Raw genomic sequence first — 12,963 nt, 5'->3', positions numbered from 1 at the left:
TTATTTGTTTTTGAATTACAAATTAATTGGTTGTTTTGTTTGAGCTGATTTTTCTAAAGCAACTACTACTTTAGTTGCTTCCAACCCATCTTCTGCAGTTACCAAAGGTGTTGCATCGTTTATAATACAATCTATAAAATGTTGAATGGAAACTTGACCTTGCGGATTACCGGCTAAATCATATTTGTCATTTACATCAAGCATTGCTGATCCTTCCGGTGAATATTTTTCAATCATTCTATTATGACTAATATCAACTTTTACAGTTGATTTTGATCCGATAAATTCAGCTTTAAATTCATAAATACTCGGCGCACTTTCGGCTATAATCCAGTTATTTTCCATATAAACTGTTCCGCCATTGTTTAGTTCAAGAATTGACTGATAAAAATCTGGAGTATCAATTCCCATACTTTTTAAAACAACCGATCGGCTTACTGAATAAACTCTATTAATTTCCGATTGCGATACCCAGCGAATTAAATCTATTAAATGAGTTCCTAGAAAATGTAGTGTGTTTGATTTTGAAGCCCAGCTTAACATTTTGGTGGGGACATAAATCGTATCATTAAGTTTAATATTTACCATCATTAAATCACCAAGTTCACCGGAAGTAATAAGTCTTTTAACATGAATAAAGGGCGTTTTCCATCTATTGCTATAATTAACCATCAGTTTTAATTTCTTCTCATCTCGCAACTTCAAAATTCTATTGCAGTCTTCGATTGTTGTTGCCATGGGTTTTTCAACAATTACATGTTTACCGGCTTCAAGTGCCGCACAAATTAATTCAGTATGAGTAAAATCCGGAGTTGCTATTGAAACAGCAGTAATCTCATCATTTTTTAATAATTCATCTACATTATTGTAAATATAACTTACATCAAATTTTTGTTCTAATTTCTTAGCTCTATCTAAATTTTGATCGCAAATCGCAACCAATTTTGAATTGGGCGAAACCGCATAAGTATATCCATGAACTTCACCCCAAATTCCACAGCCAATTAGACCAAATCCAACGGGAGCTTTCATATATTCCTCTTTAAATTTCTTTTAAATAATAAAATTTATTTTAGTAAAATCATTCGTTTGGTTTCGGTAAAATTATCCGTTATTAATCTGTAAAAGTATATACCGCTTGTTAGATTTGATGCATTAAAATTAAATTCATAGTTGCCTTTACCCTTCTCACTATTAACCAGAGTTGCAATTTCATTTGCTAATATATCATACACTTTTAGGGATACATGAGATTTTACCGGTAATGAAAAGACAATTTTTGTTGAGGGATTAAACGGATTTGGATAATTCTGCTTTAATCCAAATTTTGTCGGAGTTTCATCGTTTTTTTTTTCTTGCTTTACATCAGTAATAATGTTTGTAATTGCTTGATAAAAGCCAGTTCCAATTTTAACATAACCTGAACTATCGGGATGATAAGCATCATCAGAAATATCATCATTATCCATCATTGCATTAATATCAATAAATGAAATTTTATCACCTCGCACTAAATGAGAATCAACTATGCTTGGAATAGATGCATTTAATGTTTGTATTTTTCCATTTGCAATTGGTAATGGTGTGGGTGGAATTGATGATACTATTAAATGTCCATTCATTGATCTTAATATTCTACTTATTATTGTATCTAATCTTGCTGGAGCAGTACTTAATTGATAGCTACTTATTATATCATTTGTACCAATCATTAATAAAATTATATCAGCAGGATTATCTTCCACCAATTGCTCTATTGTTTTCTTTGGATAACCTCGAGTATTATATGTCATATCAGTAAGTTGATCAATTCTAAGTCCACCATAACCATCATGCTCAATATCACCTTCTAAAATATTGAATAATTCTGGATAGTCATCCCATACAGATCCGGAGTTTGCGGCATTTATACATTCACCAACAAAATTTATTGGAATGTTAATATTCTTTAATAATTCCTTTAAATATTGTCTATATGTAATTCCAACTGTGCCTCTGGTTATCGAATCCCCAATTGGATGAATTATTAATGTGTCCCCTTCTTCAACAACAATTTCCATATGTTGCGCATTTAATAACTGAAATAAAAAAACAAAACAAATCATAATTAACTTTTTCATTTTTGTACCTTAATTTTTAAAATTTTAAACACTGTAAATATTATTCTACTTTTTGAAATAATTTTTCTATTGATTTTTTTACGGCTAACTCAACTTCTCCTCTTGGTTTTTCTATGCTATTTAAAATTTCGTTGCTTTCGGATTTCCATTTTTCATCAGCTTTGGAATTATTTAACAAAATGTCTAGCGATTTCAATCCAATTTCTGCTGCTTTTGATAAATCTTCTGAAAGCGTTTCTATCTCCTTTAGAATCGGGGTTTTTGTAATTATGGGAAGTAATTTTATATGATTATCTCGCCAACATTCTAATTGATTTTTAATTGAATTATATTTTTTTTGATCTAAACTTTTTTGTTCAAGAAATTCATTAACAAGAAATTTGAATTCCCTTGCCGGCTTTGGATCCGGTTGAGAAATATCAACTATTCTTGATAACGGATAAAATGATTTAAATACATGCGGATGATCTCTTGAGTACGTATAAAGCGGCTGAATTGCATTCACAAAGTTCTTCAAAATTTCAACATCGTAATTCCCGGTAATTCTTCTCATCATCATTTCATAATTTTTTATATGAGTTAGTCCGTAAGTTTCAAGTTGTAGATTCACCTTATCTAATCGCTCAAACATATTTTGCAGATTATTAACTTCGCTTGGTGACCACAATCTTTCTGCAATGGCTGCTGTACGCGGCCAAATTCTTGAATCAATGGTTTCCGGACCAACAAATTCCGCCCACATTGTTGCTTCTCCGCCAAGAATTTTTTCCTTAACACTATCTGCTAAAATTGAGTCCGGTGGAATTGGATCATTTAAATAATGATATTCTGTTGTTTGAACTAGATCAATATAAAATCCGTGCGATAGTAAACTTCTGTAACCGTTTTTTGCAGTTTCATATAACGAAACTCGGCCTTTCCAAGCTTGCACAATATAATCTTTAGATAAATCCGGCATTTCATCCGTATACCATCCAACCATTGTTTTATTAAGATTAGAAAGAATTTTATCTACTCGTACATTAAAATAATTCTGAAGTTCATGATTTGATTTCATTTTATTGTTTTTCATAAACTCTTGTATTTTAGGATTTGCATCCCATTGCTTTCCGTTATTTTCATCTCCTCCGATATGCCAATATTTATCAGGAAAAAGTGTGCTCATTTCTGTAAAAAATGTTTCAAGAAATTCATAAATTTTTTCATTTGTCGGATCTAAAGTTGGATTAAAAATTCCCCAATTTCTTTCAACTGTATATGGTCCCGGAGCACTTGCAAATTCCGGATATCCAACTAACCAGCTTGTCGCATGACCCGGTAAATCAAACTCCGGGACAACTCTTATTCCTCTTTCATCAGCGTATTCAACTATTTCTTTAATTTGTTCATGAGTGAAAAAATTACCGTCAGAACCCATTTCATGCAATTTTGGTAAAGCTTTGCATTCAATTCTAAATCCATGATCGTCCGTTAAATGCCAATGAAAGACATTCATTTTTACAGCAGCCAAAGCATCTAAATTTCTTTTAATAATTTCGATTGGCTCAAAATGCCGAGAGACATCAATTAACAAACCTCTCCACTGAAATCTGGGTTTATCTATTATCTGAACACTTGGCAGAAAATATCCGTTACTATCTGAATCAATTAGCTGCACCAAAGTTGATAATGCATGCATTGCTCCGACTTGATTTGCAGAATTAATTATTATTCTTTCTTGTGAAATTTCTAAATCATAAGATTCATCTAAACCTAATTTAAGATCTTCAACATTTTTGATATTAACATTTAGAGATGTAATTTCAGAAGAATTAATTTTTGGAAATTGATTTTCAAAAAATATTCCAGTTTTATCGGCAATAATCTTTAACGCTCTTTGTGCGGATTTAAATAGGTTTTCATTTTCATTATTTAATGATATTACAAAATCCTTTGATAAAAGAAATCTTCCGGAATTAATTTGAATACTTTCCGGCCAAGGCATTAAATAAAGGTTTGATTTTTTGTCTTTTGCGTTGCAAATAGAAAAAAGAATAAAAATAAAAAATAATATTTGAGGAAAGAATTTAATTTGTTTCATTGTATTTATTCGTTTTGTTTTTTGTTATTTATAATAATGCTGATGAATCAATATCTAAATAAAGTTTAGTGTTTTTATGATTTCGTAAAATTGTTGCGGGACAATTTTCTGTAATTGGTCCGCGTAAAGTTTCCTTAACTGCTTTAGCTTTTGTTTTTCCCGGAACAATTACAAATAAATATTGTCCAGAAAAAAGCGCTGGAATTGTTAATGTTATTGCTTGCTTTGGTACGTCATCAATTTTCTTAAAGCAACCATCGTTAACTTGCTGCTGTCTTGATACTTCATCTAATTCTACAACTTTTACAAATTTTGAATCATTAAAATCAGCAAAAGGCGGATCATTAAATGCAATATGTCCATTTTCCCCAATTCCCATACATACAATATCAATTGGTTTTTCATTTAACAATTTTGAATATTCCTCACAAACATTATTGATGTCTTTTCCTTTTGTTTCAATAATATGTATTTGTTTAAATGGAACTTTATCAAAAATTCTATCTCTTAAAAATTGACCAAACGCTTGCGGAGCTTGGGGATCAATGCCAACGTATTCATCCATATGAAAAGCGGTAATTCTATTCCAATCAATTTCGCTTATTTTTATTAAGTTTTCTAACATTTCATTTTGTGATGGAGCAGCAGCAAAAATCATTGTGATAGAATCTTTTTCATACAATAATTCTTTTATTTTTTTTGCAATTTCATTTGCCGATGCAAAACCACATTCCGCTCTTGTTTTATATATTTCGACAAATAGATTATCAACTTTCATTTTTAAAACCTTAAAGTTTTTTACACTTTTATAAATATTTTTTTGTTGTACAATATCCACATCAACCCGCACCATATTGAAGTATACAATAAAGCAAATATTAATGAAGCACTAAAATTTCCAAATATTGGAGCCAAAATATTATTGTAAAAAAGTGCTTTCATGTGATAAGAATTTCCGTCTTCAGTTAAAAATTTTGGTAAATTAATTAATTTGGCAACTACTATAGAAAGTACATAAACCAAGATTGCATTCACACCAAAAACAATAAAGGGTTTTACTATTTTTTTATAATTTAGAACATCTATTAAATAATAAAACAATGAATAAACAATTAAAGCTAAACCAGTTGTTAATAATGTGTAGGAATTTGTCCAAAGATGTTTATTGATTGGCAACCAAATTGACCAAAATAATCCTAAAAGTACTCCCAAAATTCCAAAAAATAAAAATGCAAATATTGTTTTATTTGGTGATTTATTTTTCTTTAAATAATATCCGGCAAACAATCCGAACATTGTTGTGGAAAGTGAAGGTAACGTACTTACAAATCCTTCCGGTTCGCCCATTTTTTCATAATATCCCATATGACCATGTAATAAAAATTTATCTAAATAAGCTGCGGCATTTTTCCCTTTTTCAAAAAAACCGTATCCAACTTCCGGAATAAAAACCCATTCCATAATTGCCCAGTAGATAAATAAGAATAAAATTGAAAGGAATATTTGTGTTGGTAATTTTGTGTTTAAAAAGATTACTGATACAATTAAATAGCAAAGTGCAATTCGTTGTAAGACACCCATTATACGTATGTTAATTATATCAAAACCCGGGAATGTATTAATAAACATTCCTAATAAAAAAAGTAATACAGTTCTTTTAATAATTTTAAGATAAATACTTTTCTTTGAAGTATTTTGTTCTAAAATTTTTGAGAACGAAAAAACTATTGAAACTCCAACAATAAATAAAAAGAAAGGATAAACTAGATCAGCTAATGTTAATCCATGCCAATCTGCGTGCCTTAGCGGTGGATAAATATATTTCCAACTACCGGGATTAATTACTATTATCATTCCGGCAATTGTTGCTCCTCTAAATGCATCAATTGATGCGAGTCTATTGGTTTGGGATAATTTTTGAGATTCAAATTTCATTTAAATTATTTCATCAAAATCATTTTCTTAGTTTCAATAAAATTTCCGGATATTATTTTGTAAAAATAGACCCCGCTGTTAAATTCGCTCGCATCAAATGTTACTTCATAATTTCCCGGATTTTGTTTTTGGTTTACCAACGTTGCAATTTCTTTTCCCAAAATATCAAATACCAATATTTTCACGTTTGACGTTTCACGTTTTTCGTTTATCGGAATCGAATATTTAATTTTAGTTGTTGGATTAAACGGATTAGGAAAATTTTGATTAAGTAAAATATCATTTGGTGTTTGAATGTTATTATCTATTTCAACTGCTGTTGGGTTTTCAATCAACAATCTATAATATTTATATGCGTGGATTGCAAAGCCTAAAAAGACTTCATTTGTTCCATATACAGACAACGCACTATCCAGTTGTGATTCCATAAATGAAACACCTTCTTCATAGAAAGAAACTGTTTCCGGTGATATTTCTTGAGTCTCAACACCAATCCATACTTTTCTATTTAATTCTTCCGCATAATTAATTTCGTTTGCTGCATCATTAATTATAACTCCGGCATTTTCATTATAATCCATTATTGCAACGTAATCAACTTTCTCTTGAAGCCTTTTGAGTTCATTTAATCCAACTTGATTTTCATACCAACGTGGAATTGCAATACCAAATATTAAATTACTATCTCCGTTATCAACCAATGTTTGGCAGCTATCCATATAATTTACGTAAGTCTCCCATACTGTCATTTTATCTGTATCCCAATGTGGCGGTTGATATCCTCTCGCTTGAGTTAATAAATATGGTTCAACATCAAATTGAATACCTTTTAGTTTTTCTTTTTCATTTTTTGAATTTGCATTAAATTCTAAAACTTTTGCAATTCTATCAAAACCATTATATTGTTTATACGTTGCCCAAGTCGGATCACCATCGAGATATTCAACTGTTATTCCGCTATCCGAGGCTTCTGCAATAAAATTTTTTAGATTTTCTTGGTATGAATAAATTGCACCGCTGCAGCTAAAAAATAAGTGCGTAATTTTCTTATCAGAATTTCCATGCGGACTTTTGCAAAAATCAAATAATTGTTTTCTGTATTCTCCTAAATTATTTATAATATTATTCACTTCATTTGAACTATTCCAAACCCACATTGCTCTTTGCTTTTGCGGGAAAACGATAATGTTTGATAGTATCAAAACAAATAAAATAATTTTAAGATTAGATTTATATTTCATTTTTAGATTTCAACACCCTTTAGAAAAACTTTTGAGATATTAATTTTATAACCTTTTCTATTTTTAGTAATTTCTGATAAAATTATATCTGCACGTTTCCCAACTTCAATGCTTCCGGTTGGAATTATTTGATTTGATTTTTCATTTGAATAAATACCAAGTAGTTTAGCCGGATTTTCGGAACACATTTTTGATGCATTTACAAGTGCAGATTCAAAACTAAGAGGTTCGTGTGATTTATTCCATACGCCAACAATAGATTGTGTAAACCAAGTTAATAAATTTGCAAATGCTTTATCCATAGTTAAAGTACTACCAAAAAGGGAATTCATATTTTCTTTTCCAACAATATGAATATATTCTCCGTTGTTACTTATTCTACCTTTCACATTATTAATTTTAAATTGTTTTACGCCCTTCATATTTGTTGAAAACATACTATCCGAAATTGCAATACATTTATCAATTCCCTTTCTTTTTATTATATCAAGTATATATGATTTACTTACGTGATAACCATCCGGAATAATTTCTAGAAACATTTTTTCCGAAGTTAAAAATGCTTCAAGCGCTCCTCCATTATCAAATGGTTTGTAGGATGTTGATGATGGACCGTTTAAAACATGAATGGCAAGATTTAGTCCTTTTTTTATTGCGGCAGAATATTCATTACCGGTTGCACCGGTATGGCCTGCAGCACAATTAACATTTTGTTTATTCAAATATTCAATTAATTTTAAAGCTGGTTTTCCCCATTCCGGAACAACATTTACAATTTTTATATTTCCTTTTGCTGCTTTTTGAAATTCATTAAATAATTTTATTGATGGCTCAAAAAAGAATCTTGAGTCATGAGCACCTTTAAATTTTTTATCTTTCATAAAGGTACCTTCCATATAAATGCCATAAAAAATATCATTGAGTTTTGAATTGGAATAATCTTTAAACTCGGCAATATATTGGAAGATTTTCTTCATTTTTTTTATTGATGCTTCGAGAGTAGTAAAGCCAACAAGAGTAGTACCACGTTTTGCATAAGCCTTTAATGATGTTTCTATTCCGTTTAAATAATCTTCTTTAATTATTGAAAACGACTGTTTTTCAGAATTGTATAATCCATTAGTTAAATCAAAGCCGGCTATACCGTTTGTATGAAGATCAATAAAACCCGGCAAAATAAATTTATTTTTTGCATCAATAATTTTTGCGGAATTGTCTTTCTTAATTTTATCCGATACGGAAGTTATAACACCATCTTCTATTTCAAGATTAGAGTTAACAACTCCGGAAGGAACAAGTATTTTTCCATTAATAATTTGTAACTTCATATTATTCTATTTTATTCGTTCAAATAACCGGTTAACACTTTGTATTTCTTCTGGAGTTTGTTTATTTATTTTTCCTTCAAAATAAAATACTGTAAAAGACACTAATAGCTCTGCTCCGGTATAATGTGCAAACTCGGTTTGTATTCCGGTAAACATTGGAATAATGAACTTAACAAGTACAAACGCGATAAACCCGGAAGCCCAAGAATAAATTGCACCACGCCAAGTAGGCTTTCTAAATATCATTCCAAATAATAATGGAATTGAGATCGGTCCCAGAATTGCCGCATACCATTCAACCATTGTATTAAAGGCGCCTTCAAGATGTATAGTTATTAAAGCTGAAACAATTGTTAGTAATCCAAATACTATTGTTGATATCATACCGATTTTAACAAGTTTGTTTTCAGAAGCATTTGCATTGATGGATCTTTGATAAATATCCTTTGTAAATACTGCTGATAATGAATTTAAATCGGCACTTATCATTGACATTGTTGCGGCAAATATTGAACTTATAAACAATCCAATCATTCCGGGAGATACTTGACTAAAAAACTTTTGTGCAACAAGAACGTAAGCATGTTCCGGGTTTTCAATTTCGCCTATTACCAACCGCGCAGACCAAATTGGAATATAAATTGCTAAAGGATAAATTAAATATAAAAGTGCGGATAATATTGCAGCCTTTTTTGCATCCGAAGGTTTACCTATTGAATAAAACCTTTGAGCTAATCCCCAAGTACCGCCGTTATAACTTAATATTATAACAAATAAATAAACTAACATGAACCAAGGTGAAATTGCATCACTAAATAATGAGGAGTGTCCTTCGGGTAAACTTTTCCACATATTTGACCAACCCCCAACAGCATTTAACACTAAGTAAACAAGTATAAATGAAGCTGCAAACTGAACAACGAATTGCATTAAATCTGTAAGCATTGTTGCCCAAAGACCGCCAAACATAATGTAAATCATTGTTACCAAACCGCAGCCAATTATTGTAGCTTCAATTGGAAAACCGGAAACAACATGTACGATTATCGAAAGTGAATAAAGTTTAACACCTTCATCAATAAATTTTATACTAATTCCGCTCCATGCAAAAAGTTTACGAGTTTTCAAATCAAACCTTTGCTCCAAATATTCAATTGGAGTAACGACATTTAATTTCACCCATTTTGGCGCCCAAACATAAGCTCCAATAATCATTGCGATAAAAATAGGTACAGCAAAAAATGTCCAGATAGAGAAACCGCTCATGTATGCTATTGTAGCATGACCCACAAAAGCAAATGCACTATAACCGCTCATGTGATGTGAAATTGCAGCCATCCACCATGGAACACTTCTTCCTCCGGCAAAATAATCTTCAATGTTTTTTACTTTTCTTTTTGCGTAATATCCAATGAATGAAACAAGAATCGTATAAATTAAGATTACTATATAATCAGCATTTTCTAATTGCATTTTTTTCTCTTTAAGGAATTAGTAAATCATTGGTTTAGAAAATAATATATGATTGAGTCATAAATTAGACATGCATTTTGATCGGCAGATTTATCTGTCATCCAACTTGAAGCCCAGTTTATATATTCTTTTTTTAATGAATAAAGTAGCTTAACAAATTCCTCTTTTTTGTTTGATGATTTTCCACTTTCAACATTAATAATTTCATTTGCAATAATTGATTGCCAATAATTAAAATATCCGGCTTTTGACCAATTGTTTAGTATCTCGAATCCGCTATTAGCTTTTGGGATATGCAAATTAAAATCGTAAATACCCTTAGCAATTATATCAACTGAACTTTTTATTATTTCAGCATTTGTGCTGAATTGCTCATTTGCTTTCCATCTAGCAATTAGTTCATTTATATAATTATTAGGTGCCGGTTTAGAATCCTTAAGTCCAGTCCACATTATGCCGGTAGTATTAGTATTTGCAAGAGGAAATGAAAATCCAATTTTATTAAAATCATCAAATAATTCTGTACCATTAAAATCAAATAGTGCAATTGAGGTTGTTTTAATTAACTCATTATAAGTAAAAGAAGGATTTTTAATAGTTAATGGGGCTAAATAAAACCACTGTTCTTGAGTTTCAAAATTTGGAATACGAACAGCCCAATTAGTTACGCACGTTCCTAATAAATTTTCTTTAGAAGATTTTCGCGCAGCGCCAATTATATTTTCCGAATGCAGATTATTTCTACCCGCAAAAAAACCATCACCATGTGAACGAGAAGTACTGCAAAGAACAACATCGTAACCATTTCTTTTTAGAAAATCGCTTGTGTAAAAAGATCGTAAATTTTTATTGTTATCAAATATTTCCGGGAAATTATCAATAATTGTTTTATCAATTTCATCTTTTGCGAATCTGCCTTTTCCCCAAACCATAACTCTTTCCAGTGCTGAATCACCATCCCAATAATTCCAATCCCAAATAATGAATTCTTTTGGTAATACATTTATTTCGTTCGGATTACTTAATAACATATCACTCCACACGCCTGGTCTAATTCCTTTATCAAGAATTGGTTTTGCAATCTCGGTCAAGTAATCAGCATATAATTTATTTTCGCCTATTTCGTTGGCAGTGCTTTTGCAAATTTTGCAAGATGCAAATGCGTAAGCTTCATCGCCGCCAAGATGAAAATATTTTAGTTCGCCAAATAATTCTAAATATTCATCTACCCATTTCATTAGGAATTTTTTTACATCTTTATTGCTTGTGCAATAACAATCATAACGATTTAAATCTTCTCTTAACGGAAAATATTTTTCATTTTGTAAAACATATTCACCATGTCCGATAGTTTGTAATAGTGGAATTGGTTCTAAACCTAAACTTTTAGAGTAAGCTAATATTTCTTTAAATTCATCTTTTGAAAAAGCATCCGGACTAACACATTCCGGACAAGTTTCCCATTTTATTTCATCTTCAACTTCCCACAATACAGCGTTATAACCCATATCAGAAGCTTTTTTAAGCCACTTTTGTATATAATCTTTTTTTAGAGAAACTGAATTAAAATCGAAATGAAAAATAATTAGGGGTTCTTGCGCATTAAGATTAATGACTGATAGGATTGAAAAAAAATAAACAGATTTATAGAAAAGAAATCTTTTAAGCATTATGTATTGACCTATTTCAAGATTTTCAAATTTATACTTTCTCCATACTCCAAGCTAAGATGAATTGCCTCGGTAACTTTTGTAACTTCATGACCATCTGCTCCAGAAGGATACGTACCTTTCAAATCGTCAAGTGATCCTCCATTTTTCAAAAAGTATAAATTCTCTGCAAAATGCTGAATACTTTTTATTCCATATCCTTCATAAATTGTTTTTCCATTTACATTTTTGCCTGAATGCATAAATCCGGAATTATGATTACGTATGCCGGATTCAGATGTAAAACAAGATGTTGTCCCTCTATTATGAGAATCAGCTTCAACAATACCTTCTGTTCCCACAAGTCGAAAACCTTGATTAACAATTGAAGAAAATTGTTCTGGTAATACCCACGAACTATCAAAAGTTATAACAGCATCATTATCAAAACTTACCATACTTTGTATCGAATCGTATGTATCAAATCCCAATTCTTTTAGTTTTATTTTTTGACCTTTTGCATAAACACTAACAACTTTACTATTCATCATCCAACTTATCAAATCAATAAAGTTTGATCCTAAAAACCATATAGGAGATGTATTATTAACCCAATCAGCAAACCAATCTCTTGGAACAACAATTTTATCTTCCATATAACAATAACCATAAAGGAATTTACCAAACTTGCCTTGATCAATTAACTGTTTAATTTCAATATGAAACGGATCATATCTTTTGTGAAAATCAATTTGAAGTAATAACTGATTGTTTGCTGCAAGCGAAATCATTTCAAAAGAACCATAGCTTGAGATATCAAGCGGCTTTTCAACAAATACATGGAGCCCTTTTGATAAAGCATACAGAGCTATTTCCCTATGAAGATGATCCTGCGTAGCAATTGAAATTGCATCTAAATTTTCTTTATCAATCATTTCAATAAAGTTTTCGTAAACCTGAATGCCAAACTGATCTTTAACTAAATTACGTTTAGCTTCGTCCAAATCTGATGCTGCTTTCAATTCAATATCATAAAAATCTTCTAGTTGTTTAAAGGCATGTAGATGATATATTCCAAAACGACCAACCCCAACTGTTGCAATTTTTATCTTTTTCATACTTGTATCAGTTTTTTGA

The 12,963-nt window shown here is 30.6% G+C and carries 10 protein-coding genes; all 10 read right to left on the bottom strand.

Annotation, left to right across the window (positions count from 1 at the left end):
- Nucleotides 1-15 precede the first annotated feature (15 nt).
- The 10 genes from IPH62_09885 to IPH62_09840 all read right to left on the bottom strand — a co-directional run bounded on the left by IPH62_09885 (nucleotide 16) and on the right by IPH62_09840 (nucleotide 12,944).
- The gene (locus IPH62_09885; protein ID MBK7105579.1) at nucleotides 16-1,032 is read right to left on the bottom strand and encodes a Gfo/Idh/MocA family oxidoreductase; all 1,017 of its coding nucleotides are present in this window, start codon (nucleotides 1,030-1,032) and stop codon (nucleotides 16-18) included.
- A gap of 35 nt (nucleotides 1,033-1,067) precedes the next feature.
- Nucleotides 1,068-1,472 carry a T9SS type A sorting domain-containing protein gene (locus IPH62_09880; GenBank protein MBK7105578.1) on the bottom strand — a complete coding sequence of 135 codons (405 nt, stop codon included), beginning with the start codon at nucleotides 1,470-1,472 and terminating at the stop codon, nucleotides 1,068-1,070.
- 688 nt (nucleotides 1,473-2,160) lie between these two features.
- Nucleotides 2,161-4,200 (bottom strand): family 20 glycosylhydrolase, encoded by a 2,040-nt coding sequence (locus IPH62_09875; GenBank protein ID MBK7105577.1) that lies wholly within the window; start codon nucleotides 4,198-4,200, stop codon nucleotides 2,161-2,163.
- 28 nt (nucleotides 4,201-4,228) lie between these two features.
- Nucleotides 4,229-4,978, bottom strand: a complete 750-nt coding sequence (locus IPH62_09870) for a glucosamine-6-phosphate deaminase (GenBank protein ID MBK7105576.1) — start codon at nucleotides 4,976-4,978, stop codon at nucleotides 4,229-4,231.
- A 20-nt stretch (nucleotides 4,979-4,998) separates the two neighbouring features.
- Entirely contained in the window at nucleotides 4,999-6,135 is a 1,137-nt protein-coding gene (locus IPH62_09865; protein ID MBK7105575.1) for a DUF5009 domain-containing protein, read from the bottom strand.
- 5 nt (nucleotides 6,136-6,140) lie between these two features.
- Nucleotides 6,141-7,376 carry a T9SS type A sorting domain-containing protein gene (locus tag IPH62_09860; GenBank protein MBK7105574.1) on the bottom strand — a complete coding sequence of 412 codons (1,236 nt, stop codon included), beginning with the start codon at nucleotides 7,374-7,376 and terminating at the stop codon, nucleotides 6,141-6,143.
- A 2-nt stretch (nucleotides 7,377-7,378) separates the two neighbouring features.
- Complete coding sequence (locus IPH62_09855) at nucleotides 7,379-8,704, bottom strand: amidohydrolase family protein (GenBank protein ID MBK7105573.1); 1,326 nt, start codon at nucleotides 8,702-8,704, stop codon at nucleotides 7,379-7,381.
- 6 nt (nucleotides 8,705-8,710) lie between these two features.
- On the bottom strand, nucleotides 8,711-10,177 hold the full coding sequence (locus IPH62_09850) for a Na+:solute symporter (GenBank protein ID MBK7105572.1): 1,467 nt from the start codon (nucleotides 10,175-10,177) through the stop codon (nucleotides 8,711-8,713).
- Nucleotides 10,178-10,203: 26 nt separating this feature from the next.
- Nucleotides 10,204-11,847, bottom strand: a complete 1,644-nt coding sequence (locus tag IPH62_09845) for a family 20 glycosylhydrolase (protein MBK7105571.1) — start codon at nucleotides 11,845-11,847, stop codon at nucleotides 10,204-10,206.
- A gap of 11 nt (nucleotides 11,848-11,858) precedes the next feature.
- Complete coding sequence (locus IPH62_09840; GenBank protein ID MBK7105570.1) at nucleotides 11,859-12,944, bottom strand: Gfo/Idh/MocA family oxidoreductase; 1,086 nt, start codon at nucleotides 12,942-12,944, stop codon at nucleotides 11,859-11,861.
- Between the last annotated feature and the right edge of the window lie 19 nt (nucleotides 12,945-12,963).

Source organism: Ignavibacteriota bacterium, assembly GCA_016708125.1.
In the GTDB taxonomy this organism is placed as follows: domain Bacteria; phylum Bacteroidota; class Ignavibacteria; order Ignavibacteriales; family Melioribacteraceae.
This window is presented reverse-complemented; position numbering and strand designations above follow the sequence as displayed.

Excerpts from the sequence above, each read along its gene's own strand:
- IPH62_09885 (MBK7105579.1), bottom strand. The coding sequence starts at position 1,032 with ATGAAAGCTCCCGTTGGATTTGGTCTAATTGGCTGTGGAATTTGGGGT.
- IPH62_09880 (MBK7105578.1), bottom strand. The coding sequence starts at position 1,472 with ATGATGGATAATGATGATATTTCTGATGATGCTTATCATCCCGATAGT.
- IPH62_09875 (MBK7105577.1), bottom strand. The coding sequence starts at position 4,200 with ATGAAACAAATTAAATTCTTTCCTCAAATATTATTTTTTATTTTTATT.
- IPH62_09870 (MBK7105576.1), bottom strand. The coding sequence starts at position 4,978 with ATGAAAGTTGATAATCTATTTGTCGAAATATATAAAACAAGAGCGGAA.
- IPH62_09865 (MBK7105575.1), bottom strand. The coding sequence starts at position 6,135 with ATGAAATTTGAATCTCAAAAATTATCCCAAACCAATAGACTCGCATCA.
- IPH62_09860 (MBK7105574.1), bottom strand. The coding sequence starts at position 7,376 with ATGAAATATAAATCTAATCTTAAAATTATTTTATTTGTTTTGATACTA.
- IPH62_09855 (MBK7105573.1), bottom strand. The coding sequence starts at position 8,704 with ATGAAGTTACAAATTATTAATGGAAAAATACTTGTTCCTTCCGGAGTT.
- IPH62_09850 (MBK7105572.1), bottom strand. The coding sequence starts at position 10,177 with ATGCAATTAGAAAATGCTGATTATATAGTAATCTTAATTTATACGATT.
- IPH62_09845 (MBK7105571.1), bottom strand. The coding sequence starts at position 11,847 with ATGCTTAAAAGATTTCTTTTCTATAAATCTGTTTATTTTTTTTCAATC.
- IPH62_09840 (MBK7105570.1), bottom strand. The coding sequence starts at position 12,944 with ATGAAAAAGATAAAAATTGCAACAGTTGGGGTTGGTCGTTTTGGAATA.